We start from the raw sequence: 15,345 nt of genomic DNA on the forward strand, positions 1-15,345 counted from the left end.
CCCGCTGAGTACGCGAAACAACTCGCGAGCAAAACCGATAAAGTAACCACCGGATTCTAGAGCCGACCGCTACTGAAGCTGGGGGGACGTCGCACAAGACATCATCCGACATCGCCCGGAGATTAACGGCCAAATTCGACGTCATTCAGCTTTAGGCCCCTGACCGTATACCGCAGCGCGGAAGCGTTGCTCAAACTTAATTACCGCGGCATTTGATCTGCTGGGAGCGAGACGCAATCAGTGCCCTGCCATCGGAAGCTCGGCTGGCGAAGGCGTGTTCAGTGCGCTCCCGCGCTGAGGCGACACGCTCAAGTTATCCATGTCCGAAAAGATCAGCCACGGCTCGCCGGGCGCGCGACGCAAAGTGAGAGTGAACTTTCCCGCCTCGCTGGGCTCATTGCCAAAACCATACGTACCAATGATGTAGCCGAGCGTGCCATTAGTGGCGTAGGAGAGCGTACGTAGCCGTAAAGTTGCGCCTCCTTGTCTTCCATAAGCTGCCTGGATCGCTGGCCGTCCGCGAATTGGCGGATGTTTGCTTTGCAGAACGAACCCGTCCTCTGCAAAAAGTGAAGCGAGAGCAGCCCCATCGCCCGCGCGCCATGCGCGCTCATAGTCACGAAGCACTCGATCCAAATCAGGGGGTAGCACGACGTTAGGGAGCTGTGCGGAGATGGCGGTCTGTGGAACGCTCTGCCCAAGCAGCGGCGCTGCTGCCAGCGTGAGTCCAAGAACGACAACAGCGAAGATCGTACGGCTCATATCTCTCAGATCCTTTGAAGTATCTTGCGTTCTAACGCTGGAGTTAAGCGGCGGCGAAGCCGTCCGCCTTGAACGAAATGTTAGGGCCTCTCGGGGCTGATTGGCCAAGCATCTGCTAGTGAGGGACGATGTTTCGGGCCTTGCCATGGATTTTTGCATTTGTAGAAAAGATAAACAGCTACAAATGTGCCCAACGGGAATGCAAATACGTATAAAACCGCGATGACAATGCTCCAAGCGCGGGCCCAAGGCCTTGCGTTCGATGCCCCAATTGCAAGCGCTGTGTGACCGCCGATTAGAAGGGCAAGCAACATGCCCAAGAAGACCCATTGTCCGGCAGTACGGTGGATCGGCGAGGAGAATAAATCGATTAGCAAACCGAGCGAAGCCATGCCATAAAAAAAGATACAAATACGATGCGCCGTTGAAACGCTAGAGTAGTCGTTCATTGAATTTCCCCCTTCGCCCTAACTACCTAATAGACGGACCCATGGGTCCGGTTATACATCCCTAGTCGAACTCGGAAATCTGCTCCCAACGTCTTGATCAAAGAACAGCTTATCCGTGTTGGGTCCGGCTAACAATCGGATGTATAACCGGATCTAGCGCATCGGTTTCATTGCTGCAGATGAAGTGCTGTGCAATGTCCACTTAGGGTCGACTTCTGCCCTTCGCAGCTTGTCGGCCTTTCAGCGAAACTGCAAGTACATCTATCCGCCGTCCGTGCTCCGTCACTTGCGCGTCGCGTTCGCCATGGCAACGCGATAGTCGGCGAACCAGCCTCATCTTGGTAGCGCTTTTCAGGCCATTTCGGGTGGCGGGTTTGAGAGCATTCCCGGTGGCGGGTTTGCATCGTTAGAGGTGGCCGGTTTCGAATGGAATATGCAACCGGCCACATCATGGTTAGTGGAGGCAGTGAACTCGAATCACTATGAGCTGGCCCTTTACACCCACGGCTCTCGCGCCGTGACTCCGGAATGAACGCGGCCCAACGTGTCATTTTGCGCTGACAACCGATCCATGCTGCCGACGTTAACTTGCACACCCCCGCCGAGATGGATCGTCGGATTGTCATGTCGGTGAACTATTTTCTGTCACTTGCGTGATGTGTCCCAGCCGCTTATATCGCCGCTGCAATCAGCACGGCTGCCTCACCTCGAAAATGTTCATGGCTATCGACAACCAGCAAAGCGGCACGATCGGGAAACTGACAGCGAGCGACATCGCTTGGGTGCTGTTTGTCGTGTTTATCGGCTTGACAGCTCGCCTGCTACATATAGATAGCCAACCGTTCTGGCTCGACGAAGCGCTGACCTACCAGCGCATTCATCTCGGCCTCGATGGCCTGATCGCCGACAGCTTCAGCAACCGGCACATGCCGAGTTACTTCCTGATGCTGCAACTGTTCTCGCAGTTCGACTCGAACAACGTCTGGTTGCGGGTACCCTCGGCACTATTCGGCACGTTGTCTGTTGGCGTGGTGTTCGCCATTGCACGGCGCATCGCCGGCCGCCCTGCCGCCATCGTCGCCGGACTGTTGATGGCGTTATCGCCGCTCCAGGTGCAGTACGGACAAGAGGCGCGCTCGTACACACTCGTCACGTTGCTGATCACCATCGCCCTGTGGGCATTGGTACGCCTGGCGCAAAATCCGCTGCGGGCGTCGCTGGATATTCGGCACCCGCAGTTCGATCGCTGCGGCTGGGCGCTCTATCTGATCGGCACGATCGGCGCGCTGGATGTACTCAGTGATGCCGCACCCTGGCTGCTCGCCGCCAACGTATCGCTGTTCCTGATCTGGCGCGGCCTGCGCATGGAGACGCCGCCCGAAGCGCGCATCGGCTTTCAGCGCAACTGGCTACTGAGCCTGGCGATCATCCTGGTGTGCTGCGTGCCGTTTTACGGTGCCATCCTCGCGTTCAGCGATGGCCAGATGCTGCAGAAGTTCGACTGGATCCCCCCGCTAAGCTGGCAAAATCTCAGAGTCGTGGCCAAGAGCGCTTACCTGATGCGCATGGCCGCGGTAGTACGTTTCAGCGTGCTACCCACCGCGGTTCCCCTGCTCGGATTGCTGGTGGCAATACTCGGCGGTATCGGGCTGTACCGCATACGCAGGCGGCTGGAAGGGCGAGTGCTGCTGCTGGGCTTCGCGGTGCTGCCGCTGTTGCTGCTGGCTATCTCGCTGATCAAGTCCATGGTGTTGCCGCGCTACATCCTGTGGAGTGCTGCACCATTCTTCATCCTGGTCGGCATCGGTGCTGCCACATTACCGCGTCGAATGATGCCCACCACGGTCATTGCGCTATTGCTGCTATGTACGGTCAATCTGTTACCGATTTATCGAACCGAGACTAAGCCACGCTGGGACAAGGCCGCCGCCGCACTGGCTGCGAACGTGCGCCCCGGCGATACGGTATTCACCGGCGATTCGAACGCACCCACCATGCTCGCCGTGCTGCAACCCAAAGACGAAGTGCCTATCGGCAATACCGCCCTGGTCACGTCGCGACTCGACGTCGCGCTGGAACGGTGGAAACAGGGTGGCCGCGTCTGGGCCGTCAATGGCCGCTCGGCCATGGGTCCGCGCGAAGAACTCGACACTTTCAAAACCCGTATCGCCGCTCTGGGCACTCCGGCCCTGGAGATCCCCGAGGGCAAGGAAATCACCATTCTGATGTTTGATGCACCGAACAATGGAGACTCAACCTGGCGATCCAACGGCGTGGATTCATTAATCACCCCACCAATCGCGACAGTGACTGAAATCCTTCCGGTGAGCCGTCAACGAATTGCTCCGTGAGCATGCGGATGAAGGCGGAGACTTTCCGGCTCACGTGGCGATTCGGCGGATACAGCGCCCATACTTCGATCCGACGACCAACGGCATTGCCCCAATCGAACAACCGACCCGCGTCCAGGTCGGCTTGTACCAGCGAGCGCGGCATCATCGCGACACCGGCGCCATCCAATACAGCGTCGTGGACCATTGTCATCGATGACAAACGCATGGCCGCCCGTGTGTGCAGCTGCTGCGTTTGCCCATCGCGTGCGATGTTCCAGGGCGAGCCCTCGGGCGCACCCAGCAAGATCACGGCGGGCACCGGCGCATCCTCGCTCGCCGATTCGGGGCGCGTGATCGATGGATCCGCCACCACGATCAATTCATCGCGCAGAAAGCAGCGGCCGGCCAGCTCGGTGGTTGCTTTAGGATTCGCGCGAAGCACCAGGTCGTAACCATCGACCAGTGGATCGATGAAACGATCGTCGGCAGTGATCTCGAGCTGCACGTCCGGATAAGCCGCGGCATACCGCGCAGCGATGCGGCCCAGCCCGCGTTGCGCGAACAGCACCGGCGCATTGATGCGCAGACGGCCGTGCGGCAGACCGACATCACCGATCAGCGCCTCCTTGATGTCGTCGATGCGATCGAGCAGTGCCGACGTCTGTTCATGCAACGCGGCGCCATCGTCGGTGAGTCGCAGGGTGCGCGCGCCTCGTTCGATCAGGTGCACGCCCAGCGAATCCTCCAACTGCCTCACCCGTCGGGACAAGGTGGCCTTGGGTCGACCGGTCGCCCGGCTGGCATGACTAAAACCCCCATGGCTGGCCACGGCATTGAAATCGACCAGCGCTTCGAGATCCATATACGTTCCATTTTTGAGACTTCATGTCTCGATTATGCATCTTTCGTTTCTTTTATGAAACGATCAAAGTAGATCCGTACCCGCTCCACACCTCCACATCAAACCCATCCCTGAAACGAAAGGAGTAACGACATGAGCATTCTCGTCACTGGAAGCACCGGCGCCATCGGCACCCAAGTCGTCAACGGTCTGGTTGCCCGCAACGCCACCGTCCACGCCCTGACCCGCAACCCCGACAAGGCCAACTTTCCCAAGGGCGTGCGCGCCGTCGCTGGCGAAATGACCGATGTGGAATCCATGCGCGCTGCGCTGAAAGGTGTCGACACACTGTTCCTGCTCAACGCCGTGGTCGCCGACGAAGTGACCCAGGCCTTGATCACGCTGAGCCTGGCGCGTGAGGCCGGCATCCAGCGCATCGTTTATTTCTCGGTACAGAACAGCGACGCGTTTACCGACGTGCCGCACTTCACCGGCAAGTACACGGTGGAGCGTGCGATCGAGCAGCTCAACCTGCCGGCGACCGTGCTGCGTCCGTCGTACTTCATGCAGAACGACGCGATGATGAAAGGCGCGCTGGAGAACGGCGTCTACCCGATGCCGCTCGGCGAGCTGGGCGTGTCGATGGTCGATACCCGCGACATTGCAGAGATTGCCGTTACCTCGCTGCTGCGTCGCGAGCAGGCTGCCACCCCGCTGCCGCGCGAAGTCATCGAGCTGGTCGGTCCGGATGCCATTACCGGCAAGGACGCCGCGGCGGTCTGGTCCGAAACACTCGGCAAGCCGGTCGCCTACGGCGGCAACGATCTGGTCGGTTTTGAGAAGAACATGGCTGGCCGCGCGCCATCATGGTCCGCCTACGACATCCGCCTGATGCTGGCGCGTTTCCAGAGCGACGGCATGCTGCCCAAGCCCGGTGCCATCGACATCATGACCGGCATCCTCGGGCACGCACCGCGCTCGTACCGGGATTTCGTGAAGGAAACGGCGGCAGCGTGGCGTTGAGCAAATGACAGGAAGAAAAAGCCGCGCAGTGCGCGGCTTTTTCTTTTCGGTGCGCCTGACATGCGCAGTCACGTTCTACAGACCAGGCTAATTCCATGCATGCTCGGGGTAATAGCGCTGCATCATGCGGGCGACGTAGGCGACCAGGTTCGGTCGGGCCTCCGCCGCCCGACGCAGCGGCGTATCAAAGAATGGCGTGAGCACGGAAGCGAGTACGCCGAAGGCCGTGGCATCCACGCCACTGGGTTTCTCGCCCATGAAGCAAACTTTGTCACCAAGCAGCTGCGATAACGCGTCGATCGAATGAGTACCCAGCTCTACGATCCTCGCTGGCGTATGCCGGCCCAGTCCCTGCGCATGCAATTCGACAGCCTTGCGTGCCTGCAGGTCCTGGCGCAGCTTCGGTCGATCTGCTTCAGGCGCGCTGTCGGCGAAATGCGCTGGACCCTTGGCGAAATTCTCCGGATCGATCCAGCGGAACCAGACCATCGTGAAATAGAGGTGGTCCTCGAGCAGGCGCTCGATCGCCCAGGACTCCGCACGCTGACGCGCGTCCAGACCCTCGTCCAGATCCACGCCGTATTTGCGCTCGATATGCGTACGGATAAAAGTGGAGTCGTTCACCACCTCGTCGTGGTCATTGATGAAAGGCAGCTTGCCGTTCGGTGCTTGCGGTGGAATGGTGGATGCCCTGTCATAGTCAACACCAGCCATCTTCAGCTGTACTTCGGTCTTGATTACGAACGGACTGGTATCGGGCAATCCGAAACCGGGGCGTGAGGCGTACAAGGTAAGGCTCGATGACGACATGGGCAGGCTCGGAAGCGGAAAGTACGTATAGCCTCACGCCGGGCTACTGACAACGTCGTGTCAGCAGTGGTGTAGATACGATCGTTCCTCGCTAGCTCACTGACGATCCAGCACAACGGATCATTTCTTCACCGGAAATCAGTGCTTGCCTGACGGAAAAATATCCACGGCTTCGATCAACACCGGCAAGCGATCACCCTTGTGGAACGGCTCCACCGGGGTCAACTCGACCTGCATCGCATAAGGCTGTGCGTTGCTGTCGCGACGACCGGACACTGCATGCGCAAGATGCTGACCGGCACCTGCCGCCAGGGAAACAGTCTGACGCTGGCCATCCACGAGCAGATCCAGACGCGCAGGCTTATCGCCAGCCACATAGTGAATCGTGAACTGGTAGTCACCGTCACCCAGGGCCGCATACCAGCGCAGCTTGTAAACCGTCGACGGATCCTCGTAACCGAAACCGTTGTAGTTGAGGAAGTGCTCGGCGTGCTGCGCGCTGAGTCGCACTTGTCCATCGCTCGATGCAGCCACGGCATGCGGCCGTACATGAAGCACGCCATCGACCGGTACCGCAATCACCGGCATGAATGTGCCAGCCAAAGCCAGCAAATGGACGTCCATCGTCGCGCCCGCGCTGTCGATGCTTACCGGCACCGACTTGCCGGAAGTATCACCGAGCAACCGGCCCGACCCGAGATGGGAGTCAACGATGTCCGGCAGATGCAGTACACCATCAGCAGGCAGCTTATCGATGAACAGGTACAGCATGTGTTTGCCCATCGTGGCATAGCCAAAATCGAGCGCATCGAATGGCTGCGCCCTGGTGTCGTAAATCGCCTCGCCGTTGACGCGCAACCACTGGCCCACCCCGTGCAATACGTCGGCCTCGTAAGGCACCACCGAGCCATCTCCGCGCGGCCCGATATTGAGAATGTAGTTGCCACCTGCACTCACCACACGCACAAGCCGAGCAATGTTCTCGTGGATCTTTCCCGGCAGGTCATCGCGCTGCTGCCATGAGCGATAACCCCACGTTTGCGGAAACATCGACGCCGGCGACTGCCACGGCTCCTCCATCGCAACGTCAGGCTCGGAGTTGTCGCCCATCACGGTGAAGTCGCCCTGATAATTCCACACGCGACCGGAAACCATCGTTTGTGGTTGCAAGGCATGCACAGCATCAGCGAAGTGCGCGCTTTGCACAGGCGTTGGCTTGCCCATGTCGAACCAGATCTCCGCGATCGGCCCATAGTTGCCCAGCAGCTCCTTGATCTGCGCCACGTTGAAATCGGCCTGTGCCGGCGTGATCGGATTGCTGTTGCCCTCGATGTAATGATTGCCGCCCGGGTGATGCCAGTCGATCGTGGAGTAGTACACGCCGAACGGCACGCCAGCGCGGGCGCAGGCGTCGGCCAGATCCTTCACTACATCACGTTTGTACGGTGTGGCATCCACGGTGTTGTATGGCGTCTGCGCTGTATGGAACATATTGAAGCCGTCGTGGTGCTTGGCGGTCAGCACAATGAATTTCATGCCGGCAGCCTTGGCCAGCGCTACGATCGCGTCGGGATCGAATTTCACCGGATCGAACTGGTTTGCCAACGCCGCGTATTGCTCGGGCGGCACGTTGCCATTAGCAAGAATCTGCTCGCTGTAGCCATTGTCCACACGCTTGCCATTCCACATGCCGCCGGACACGGAGTACAGGCCGAAATGGATGAACATGCCGAACTTGCGATCCTTCCATGCTTGCACGGTGGCGGCACTGGGTCGCGCGTGGCCCAGCGGCAATGGCTGGTCGCCCGTGTGCGCTGCCTGGGCAAGCGCAAGGCCGGAAGCCCCCGCCGATAGCAAGGCCATGCAAAGCGCCGATCGAAACAAAACCGTGATATGACGTGACCGCATGCGTTGAAGCCCTTCGTCGAAATGATGGATCGCCATTCAGAACACACGATCGTCTTGCCCAAGTCAATCAGCGGATCACGCTGACGGGATCAACAAGCTCGGGAACCCTCCTGTCTTAGCTTGCGTCCACGATGACGAACCGCAGAACCAACATTCCACACTTGTGCGCGGAGCATGCTGACTTTACGTCTGTGCCTCGGCATTGGCAGTGGCGAGTTACACAAACTAGTGACCAACGTGATGGCGCAGTCACACGGCGGCTGCATGGAGCGCCCCCCGTAGAGAAAAGGCTTTCGCTGTGGTTACGGCTGCGACTGGTGATGCAGCGCGGTGATGACTCCGGCGACGAGATCACCGATGCCGGTGCCAGCATGGAGGCTGATGCCGAGACGCGCTATCACCAGATGTTCCGATGGCACGATGACAATGTACTGGCCGAAGGCACCGCGGGCGTAGAACATGTCTTTCGGCGCTTGCGGGATACCCCAGGGGGCATCCCATACCGGCACGCTGCCCTCGTTCACCAGATTGGTCCAGAAGCCCGCGCCATAGCCGGTCTTGAGAGTTTGCGAGTGACTGTAGGACACCCATCCTTCGGGAAGGATGCGACGGCCGTTGACCACGCCATCATCAAGATAGAGCTGTCCGAATCGCGCAAAGTCCCGTGCCGATGCGTAGACATGGCTGGAGCCGACCGGCGTGCCGGCGAGATCGGTTTCGAAAACGGCATGGCGCATGCCGAGCGGCGCAAACAGCTGAGTGCGCACGAGACGCTCGGCATCCACTGCACCACCCTCACCGGCAGCGTTCACCGCGATGCGCGCAAGCAACACATAGCCGAGATTGCTGTAGGCCCAAGTGGTACCCGGCGGATGGTCCAGCGGCACCGTCGCCGCATAGCGGGCCATATCGTTTTCCAGAAAAAACATGCGCGCCATGGGATTGACCGGGCCATCGGTTTCATCGAATGGCAGGCCGCTATCCATGCGTAGCAGCTCGTCGATCGTGACGGCATGATGCGGATCCTGCGGCGAGGCCCACGCAGCAATCGGAGCCGTCTGATCCACGTGCAGCTTGCCCTGCTGCACAAGAATGCCGATCAATGCACTGGTAATCGACTTCGATATCGAATGACCCCAGATGGGGGTGTCGGGTCCATAGCCGGAAGCGTAGCGCTCCGCGATCAGCTTGCCATCGTGCAGTACGACGATAGCCTTGGTCAGGCGCGGCTGCGACGGGTCGGCTTCGGCAAAGGCGTGATCGAGCACCTGGCGCAACACCGGGTCGGTGGGCTCCACCACGCCAGGTTCAGCGAATGCACTCGCGATGGGCTCGGCCTTGAAACCGGCAGACTCGGGGAGCGTGGCACCTCCATGAACCAGCACGCATCCCAGACCCTCGCGATAGACCGCACGGGCGCCAAAGGCGCCCAGTACGCTGGCACGCACCTCATGCTTCTCGCGATCCACGCGATAGTGAAGTGCCCACCCGATGCTGCGCATGTTGGGCAGCTGCTCTTCCGCAAACAGGCGATCGGGATCCACGTGCGACAGGAATGCCCCGTCACACAGCGAACGACTCACCGAGCTTGTCGCGATGGAAAGCGATTCGCCAGCGAGAACCTTGATGGAAACCGCCGCCGCAATCGCGATGACAAGCAGCGTTCCAGCGACGATCTTGAACTTGCGAGCAACCATAGTGATCTTTCCGTGTCAGGTCGTTATGCCAATGTCCCCGTGTCCCTGCACCTCGTTACGCGCTTGGGCAGTGAGGCGCAGAGACGTGATAGAAGCCGTTACCTTGCCAGGGGCTGACGCGTCGGCCTGCGCAGCTCCAGGCGATTATCGTAACGGTAAAGAATCTCCAACCATCCTTGTTTCAGGAAACCCATCGCCGTGGTGGAAGCCGTTCAACTAATATCTCCGGACGGATGTCGATTTCCTTCGATCTCGTTCGTCGTCAGGGAAAGCACCCTTCTCCACTCAAGGTGACCACGATGACTTTGAAATTTTATGCCCATCCGTTTTCCTCCTACTGCCAGAAGGCGTTGGTTGCGCTGTACGAGAACGGTACGCCGTTCGAATGGTGCCTGCTATCGCACGAGAACCCGCAGCTATTCCAGGAATTCGCGGCGCTATGGCCGTTGAAGCGCTTTCCCATACTGGTGGACGGTGACCACACAATCATCGAAGCAAGCATCATCATCGAACACCTCGATCTGTACCATCCGGGACCAGTGTCGCTGCTTCCCGCGAATGCCCGTGCTGCGCTCGAAGTTCGCAGCATGGACCGCTTCTTCGACAACTACATCTCGACGCCGCAGCAGAAGATCGTGGCCGACAGCCTGCGGCCGGAAGCAGAGCGCGACGCACGTGGCGTCGCCGATGCGCGCACGATGCTCGACACCGCCTACGGCTGGCTCGACAAGGTCATGGCCGGGCGTGAATGGGCGGCCGGTGAAAGCTTCAGCCTCGCCGATTGCGGCGCTGCCCCGTTTCTCTTCTATGCCGATTGGACGCATCGCATCGACCCATCGTTCGCCAACGTGATTGCCTATCGGCAACGGCTGCTGGCGCGCCCGTCGTTTGCACGAGCTGTCGACGAAGCGCGTCCGTACCGCCCGCTGTTCCCGCTCGGCGCGCCCGATCGCGATTGAACTGTCCACCCATCGAAGGCCAACGATGACGCACCCCTTCCCTCGTCCCCGCCGCTCACCCTGATCGGCAGCAAGCACCAAAGGGCGCATTCCGACACGGGGATGCGCCCTTTGCGACAATCAAGGAATCGATGCGACCCTGTCGTCTTCTATGGCTGCCGGGCTCGTGCGCAGCATCGCAGCACCGAGCAGCGCGCCTAGCGCGGCGAAGCAGGCACCTGCCAGAAAGGCCGCTTGATAGCCGCCGTCCAGTGCGGCGAGCTGTTCATGGCCACTCGCCAGCAAGCTCTCGCTACGTGAAGCCGCGAGGCTGGCAAGAATGGCCAGACCCAACGCGCCACCCATCATAAAGGCTGTGTTGACCACTCCCGAGGCAAGCCCAGATTCGGCCGGAGACACATCGCTCATGGCCGCCAGCAGCACGGGATTGAGCGCGATGCCTGCACCCAGACCGAGCAGCACCATGCCGGGCAGAATATCGATCAGGAAATGGCCATCCACCGGCGCACGTGCGAACAGCAACAAGCCAGCCGCTGCCAGCAGGAGTCCAAACACCAGCGGACGACGGATACCGAAGCGCATCACTAGCTTCGCCGAAACGCCTAGCGAGAACACAGCCATGATCAGGTTTGCCGGCAGAAACGCCAGCCCCACTTCCATCGGGTTATAGCCAAGCACCAGCTGCATATAGAGCGCCGAGAGAAAGAACCAGGCAAACATCGCCGCAGCCCACAGCACACCGACGATATTGGACACCGCAAGATTGCGCAGCTTGAATAGTCGCAGCGGCAGCAGCGGTCTGCGCACACGCGTTTCGATCAACAGGAACAACGCCAGCAAAACGATCGCCACAAGCAGTTGCCCGAGTGTGCGATGCGACAGCCACCCCAATTCGTTGCCATTGACGATCGCGTATACGGCAAGCATCAGGGCCGTGGTCACGGTCACGGCGCCGAGCACATCCAGGTGTCGTGACGTCACCTCACTCAACCCAGCCGGCAACAAGCGAAGAGAGAGAACGATCACGCCGATACCAATCGGCAGATTGACCAGAAACACCCAATGCCAACTCAGGCTGCTGGTCAGCAAACCGCCCAGCATCGCACCGAGACTGCCACCACCCGCACAGACGAAACCGTAGATGCCCATCGCCTTGGCCCGATCAGCCGCTTCAGTAAACAGATCCATGATCAGCGACAACGCCACCGCCGTCACCACGGCACCGCCGAGTCCTTGCACACAGCGCGCCACGATCAAGGCAGTTTGCGTGCTGGATAGACCGCAGGCCAGCGATGCCAGCGTGAACGCCACAATGCCGATCAGGAACAGGCGTCGATGCCCGTAGAGATCACCCAGTCGACCGCCGAGCAGCAAAAAGCCGCCATACGTCAACATGTACGCATTCACCACCCAGGCCAGCGACGTCGCGGAGTACTTCAGATCCGTCTGGATCGATGGCAATGCGACATTCACGATCGTGGTATCGAGCACGATCATCAATACGCCCAGGCACAGGACCATCAAGGCCAGCCAGCGCCGGTCATGATGGTCCTGTCGGTCTGACGGCATTGCAGCCGGGCTGTCGATAGCTGTTGTACGCATGCGTGGATCTCGCAGTTGGTAAATTTTCGAAGCCTGACCTGATTATCCTGCCTATGCATCCGGCGTCTTCGTGCAGTTGACTATCCACGCCTTGCCGTAGCGATCCGTCAACATGCCGAATCGATAGGACCGGACGGTTTCCTGGATGGGCATCTGCACCTCGCCATCTTCGGCCAGGGCATGGAAGATGCGTTTGGCTTCGGCGGGCGTATCGACCGGAAGATACACACAGGTCCTTTTGGATGCGCTGTGGAGGGCCATCGGCACCCGTCAGGATGCGGCTGCTTCAGCCGTCACTCCGGGATCGCCATGTATTACAAGCTGCCGCACTTCGCAAGTGATGTCCCATTCATCGCCATGGATCTTCAGGAATCGCGTGGCCCAATAGATGGCTTCTTCCATCGATTTCGTCTCCATCATCGCGTAGCCGCCGATCACCTCCTTGGTCTCGGTGAACGGACCGTCGACCATACTGATCTTTCCGTGGGAAAGCCGTATCCGTGTTCCTTCCGACGTCGGCCTGAGTCCCGCCGTGTCGAGCATGACCCCGGCCCGGGTCACTTCTTCCATGAGTTTGCCCATATCGCTCGTCAACTGCTCGCTCGGCTGCAGTCCGCTGTTCTCGTTGATCCTGATCAATGAAAGGAATCGCATGGTCTTGCTCCTGTAGTGGCTGATTCGGGCCGGGCGCTGGACGATTGCGCATCCTGTAAACCCCACGGCTACCTATGCAACGAACGGGAGATGGCCAGATCGACATGTACTGAAAACTTATCGCCACTATTGTCGACGGTATGGTGCCTACCGAGCTGGATTAATCGGGTCATTTCGCTCCAGTCCCGCGAAAAGGCCACTGGCGCTATCCCGTCGGGCCCTGAAAGGTACGGATTGAGCGGCCTCTTTTTATGACCCTTCTCATGTGTTTCCGGTCGGTTGCACAGGTGAAACGCTTGATCACATGCTTTGTCATAGAATCGGCGGGCGGTGATCCTAATGACATGCCAGACAGTGTTGTCATTGATCCTTGTCGCCGTGGCGATTCCTATCCGCGCATGTATCCGATGCTGGCCTGATGCCTGCGACACACGCAACATAGTGAGGAGCATAAGTTCATGACTCACATCGCTCGAACCTCTTTATATCGTTACGTCGCCGTCGCATTTGTTGCCGTGGCGATAACCGTATCGGCCGTACCCGCCCAGGCACAACGCTACGGGCATGGTGGCTATCACGGCCGACCGCAGTACAACAATCGCTATGACAATCGCGGCTATCGCGGCCGTGGCGGCGGCAATGGCGGCCTTATCGCCGGCGCCCTGTTGGGCGTAGTCGCTGGGGCAGTGATTGTGAATTCAGCGCAGCGGCCACCGCCGGATGTGGTGTATTCGTCACCACCGCCACCGCCACCGCCGGGCGTTGTCTATTACGACAACAACTACCCGCCACCGCAGAACGGCTACTAATCAGCGCGACGCGCCCATCTCGGGCCGCTGTCGATCACGCCACGTGAATCGGAGCATCAACTATGAAACAAGCCATTCGTAACGTCGCCGTGCCTGCCCTGTTGTCGCTCGCCATCTTCACCACATCCGCTTTTGCGCAACAGGCACCGGCATCGGCAAGCAGCTCGTCCATGTCGAGTTCCTCATCGATGACGAAAAGCCATGCGCAAAAACGTGCCGACGTCGTTGAACAGCGCATCACCGATCTGCATGCAAAGTTGAATATCACCGATCAGCAGTCCAAGCAGTGGGACGCTTTCACGCAAACGATGCGTGACAACGCGAACAAGACCGATGGGGCCTTCCGCGATCGTGCGCAAAAGCTTTCATCGATGGACGCCGACGACGCCATGAAATCGTATGCCGCCCTGGCACAGCAGCATGCAGAAAACATGCAGAAGCTGTCCTCGGCATTCAGCGATTTGTACGCTGTACTGTCGCCGGAACAGAAGCAGGTAGCCGATGCCATGTACCGCAATGAACAGGCCAAGAAGAAGGCCGCCCACGGATCGCACAAGCACAGCAAGTCCGGCGCACCGGCAAGTGCGTCTTCTGCAGGCTAAACCATCGTCGTAGCTACGTTGATCATAAGGCCGCTCTCGAAGCGGCCTTATTTTTTGGAATCGCGCTCATCGCGACTTGCAGGGACGGCTATTGCACTGACATTGCGTACGCGCAGGAACCGACCATCTGCAAGTTCTGCTTAAGGCCAAAAGCGAGCAGGTCCGAAAATCGGAGCGACCTCAGAAATCGACAAGTTCTCGATCCGGCAGATCGATGTGGCTCAGAACGCCAACGCGACCTGGGCTTTTACGCCGCGATCATTTTCATGGCTGGCGTGAGCATAGGTACCGTCGAGGCTGGCCGTCCAACCATGACGGAGTTCGGCCGACAGGCCCCCACTGACGGTTTCAAGCAGTCGACCCGTCTTGACGCCATCGGTGCGGAACGCTGTGCCTGGCGCGGCTTCAAAGCTGACGTCTGCGGTGCCCATCGCGTCACCTTGCTGGCGACCGATGGCGACCGTGAGCTCCGGCATGATCGTTCCTCTGTCGGTCTGAACATCCTGCGACAGATGCAGGCCGCTGGAGATCACGGACGACCCCCTACTATCGCCACGCACATTCACGTCCAGCGACTGGCCACTGTCTTCTTGTACCAGACCGTGCTTTACGTAGGCGCCGTCATAGGCGACAAACGGCACCACTTGCGTGCTGCCAAAGCTGCCGCGATAGCCCAGCTCCATGGATAGCGCGGCGACGTTTTGGTGATACGAAGCACTGGCGGTCTGTCCCACCGCGTTGCCCACGGTGACATAACGGGTGGTACGCACCTGGGGGTTGGCATAACCCATATTCGCGTTTCCATACCACGCATCATTCGGGCCGAACACGCCAGCGAGATAAAAGCCGAACTGCGGTGTATTCAAACGGGCATGATCACCGTTGGACAGATTCAG

15 protein-coding genes are annotated in these 15,345 nt (G+C 59.4%); 5 read left to right on the forward strand and 10 right to left on the reverse strand.

All coding sequences use genetic code 11. The features are described from left to right. Nucleotides 1-237: 237 nt before the first annotated feature. The gene (locus tag HDE79_RS21600) at nucleotides 238-762 is read right to left on the reverse strand and encodes a nuclear transport factor 2 family protein (RefSeq protein ID WP_184605269.1); all 525 of its coding nucleotides are present in this window, start codon (nucleotides 760-762) and stop codon (nucleotides 238-240) included. A gap of 80 nt (nucleotides 763-842) precedes the next feature. After that, nucleotides 843-1,211 carry a hypothetical protein gene (locus HDE79_RS21605; protein ID WP_184605271.1) on the reverse strand — a complete coding sequence of 123 codons (369 nt, stop codon included), beginning with the start codon at nucleotides 1,209-1,211 and terminating at the stop codon, nucleotides 843-845. 719 nt (nucleotides 1,212-1,930) lie between these two features. On the opposite strand from HDE79_RS21605, the gene HDE79_RS21610 reads away from it, so the two are divergent. After that, on the forward strand, nucleotides 1,931-3,562 hold the full coding sequence (locus tag HDE79_RS21610; RefSeq protein WP_184605272.1) for a glycosyltransferase family 39 protein: 1,632 nt from the start codon (nucleotides 1,931-1,933) through the stop codon (nucleotides 3,560-3,562). Here the strand turns inward: HDE79_RS21610 and HDE79_RS21615 are convergent. Then, complete coding sequence (locus HDE79_RS21615; RefSeq protein ID WP_184605274.1) at nucleotides 3,498-4,406, reverse strand: LysR family transcriptional regulator; 909 nt, start codon at nucleotides 4,404-4,406, stop codon at nucleotides 3,498-3,500. The two genes, HDE79_RS21610 and HDE79_RS21615, sit on opposite strands and share 65 nt — an antisense overlap. 132 nt (nucleotides 4,407-4,538) lie before the next feature. On the opposite strand from HDE79_RS21615, the gene HDE79_RS21620 reads away from it, so the two are divergent. Beyond that, nucleotides 4,539-5,408: an NmrA/HSCARG family protein gene (locus HDE79_RS21620; protein ID WP_184605276.1), complete on the forward strand. Its 870-nt coding sequence runs from the start codon at nucleotides 4,539-4,541 to the stop codon at nucleotides 5,406-5,408. Nucleotides 5,409-5,495: 87 nt separating this feature from the next. Here the strand turns inward: HDE79_RS21620 and HDE79_RS21625 are convergent, their stop codons facing one another. From HDE79_RS21625 to HDE79_RS21635, 3 genes are all read right to left on the reverse strand, one after another. Further along, nucleotides 5,496-6,218, reverse strand: a complete 723-nt coding sequence (locus tag HDE79_RS21625) for a glutathione S-transferase family protein (protein ID WP_184605277.1) — start codon at nucleotides 6,216-6,218, stop codon at nucleotides 5,496-5,498. Nucleotides 6,219-6,356: 138 nt separating this feature from the next. Then, on the reverse strand, nucleotides 6,357-8,081 hold the full coding sequence (locus tag HDE79_RS21630; RefSeq protein WP_184605279.1) for an alpha-L-fucosidase: 1,725 nt from the start codon (nucleotides 8,079-8,081) through the stop codon (nucleotides 6,357-6,359). 347 nt (nucleotides 8,082-8,428) lie between these two features. Then, nucleotides 8,429-9,823 carry a serine hydrolase gene (locus HDE79_RS21635; protein ID WP_184605281.1) on the reverse strand — a complete coding sequence of 465 codons (1,395 nt, stop codon included), beginning with the start codon at nucleotides 9,821-9,823 and terminating at the stop codon, nucleotides 8,429-8,431. 299 nt (nucleotides 9,824-10,122) lie between these two features. On the opposite strand from HDE79_RS21635, the gene HDE79_RS21640 reads away from it, so the two are divergent. Further along, complete coding sequence (locus HDE79_RS21640) at nucleotides 10,123-10,782, forward strand: glutathione S-transferase family protein (protein WP_184605282.1); 660 nt, start codon at nucleotides 10,123-10,125, stop codon at nucleotides 10,780-10,782. 120 nt (nucleotides 10,783-10,902) lie between these two features. On the opposite strand, the gene HDE79_RS21645 is transcribed toward HDE79_RS21640, so the two are convergent. From HDE79_RS21645 to HDE79_RS21655, 3 genes are read right to left on the reverse strand one after another with little or no spacing between them, the layout of a single operon-like run. Further along, on the reverse strand, nucleotides 10,903-12,384 hold the full coding sequence (locus HDE79_RS21645) for an MFS transporter (protein WP_221440329.1): 1,482 nt from the start codon (nucleotides 12,382-12,384) through the stop codon (nucleotides 10,903-10,905). A gap of 51 nt (nucleotides 12,385-12,435) precedes the next feature. Continuing rightward, nucleotides 12,436-12,645, reverse strand: coding sequence for a hypothetical protein (locus HDE79_RS21650; RefSeq protein WP_184605284.1), 210 nt, complete (start codon nucleotides 12,643-12,645; stop codon nucleotides 12,436-12,438). 9 nt (nucleotides 12,646-12,654) lie between these two features. Continuing rightward, on the reverse strand, nucleotides 12,655-13,038 hold the full coding sequence (locus HDE79_RS21655) for a YciI family protein (protein ID WP_184605286.1): 384 nt from the start codon (nucleotides 13,036-13,038) through the stop codon (nucleotides 12,655-12,657). Nucleotides 13,039-13,496: 458 nt separating this feature from the next. Here HDE79_RS21655 and HDE79_RS21660 point away from each other — a divergent pair, with 458 nt between their 5' ends. Together HDE79_RS21660 and HDE79_RS21665 are read left to right on the forward strand one after the other, a co-directional pair. Further along, nucleotides 13,497-13,847, forward strand: coding sequence for a hypothetical protein (locus HDE79_RS21660; RefSeq protein ID WP_184605287.1), 351 nt, complete (start codon nucleotides 13,497-13,499; stop codon nucleotides 13,845-13,847). 62 nt (nucleotides 13,848-13,909) lie between these two features. Then, the gene (locus HDE79_RS21665) at nucleotides 13,910-14,449 is read left to right on the forward strand and encodes a Spy/CpxP family protein refolding chaperone (RefSeq protein WP_184605289.1); all 540 of its coding nucleotides are present in this window, start codon (nucleotides 13,910-13,912) and stop codon (nucleotides 14,447-14,449) included. A gap of 221 nt (nucleotides 14,450-14,670) precedes the next feature. Here the strand turns inward: HDE79_RS21665 and HDE79_RS21670 are convergent. Beyond that, nucleotides 14,671-15,345, reverse strand: a 675-nt coding sequence (locus HDE79_RS21670; RefSeq protein WP_184605291.1) for an autotransporter outer membrane beta-barrel domain-containing protein, incomplete at its 5' end; no start/stop codon positions are given.

The sequence above is a fragment of the Rhodanobacter sp. MP1X3 genome (assembly GCF_014207165.1).
GTDB lineage: Bacteria > Pseudomonadota > Gammaproteobacteria > Xanthomonadales > Rhodanobacteraceae > Rhodanobacter.

What these genes read in the sequence shown, in the direction of transcription:
- HDE79_RS21600 (WP_184605269.1), bottom strand. Translation starts at nt 762, where the DNA reads ATGAGCCGTACGATCTTCGCTGTTGTCGTTCTTGGACTCACGCTGGCA.
- HDE79_RS21605 (WP_184605271.1), bottom strand. Translation starts at nt 1,211, where the DNA reads ATGAACGACTACTCTAGCGTTTCAACGGCGCATCGTATTTGTATCTTT.
- HDE79_RS21610 (WP_184605272.1), top strand. Translation starts at nt 1,931, where the DNA reads ATGGCTATCGACAACCAGCAAAGCGGCACGATCGGGAAACTGACAGCG.
- HDE79_RS21615 (WP_184605274.1), bottom strand. Translation starts at nt 4,406, where the DNA reads ATGGATCTCGAAGCGCTGGTCGATTTCAATGCCGTGGCCAGCCATGGG.
- HDE79_RS21620 (WP_184605276.1), top strand. Translation starts at nt 4,539, where the DNA reads ATGAGCATTCTCGTCACTGGAAGCACCGGCGCCATCGGCACCCAAGTC.
- HDE79_RS21625 (WP_184605277.1), bottom strand. Translation starts at nt 6,218, where the DNA reads ATGTCGTCATCGAGCCTTACCTTGTACGCCTCACGCCCCGGTTTCGGA.
- HDE79_RS21630 (WP_184605279.1), bottom strand. Translation starts at nt 8,081, where the DNA reads ATGGCCTTGCTATCGGCGGGGGCTTCCGGCCTTGCGCTTGCCCAGGCA.
- HDE79_RS21635 (WP_184605281.1), bottom strand. Translation starts at nt 9,823, where the DNA reads ATGGTTGCTCGCAAGTTCAAGATCGTCGCTGGAACGCTGCTTGTCATC.
- HDE79_RS21640 (WP_184605282.1), top strand. Translation starts at nt 10,123, where the DNA reads ATGACTTTGAAATTTTATGCCCATCCGTTTTCCTCCTACTGCCAGAAG.
- HDE79_RS21645 (WP_221440329.1), bottom strand. Translation starts at nt 12,384, where the DNA reads ATGCGTACAACAGCTATCGACAGCCCGGCTGCAATGCCGTCAGACCGA.
- HDE79_RS21650 (WP_184605284.1), bottom strand. Translation starts at nt 12,645, where the DNA reads ATGGCCCTCCACAGCGCATCCAAAAGGACCTGTGTGTATCTTCCGGTC.
- HDE79_RS21655 (WP_184605286.1), bottom strand. Translation starts at nt 13,038, where the DNA reads ATGCGATTCCTTTCATTGATCAGGATCAACGAGAACAGCGGACTGCAG.
- HDE79_RS21660 (WP_184605287.1), top strand. Translation starts at nt 13,497, where the DNA reads ATGACTCACATCGCTCGAACCTCTTTATATCGTTACGTCGCCGTCGCA.
- HDE79_RS21665 (WP_184605289.1), top strand. Translation starts at nt 13,910, where the DNA reads ATGAAACAAGCCATTCGTAACGTCGCCGTGCCTGCCCTGTTGTCGCTC.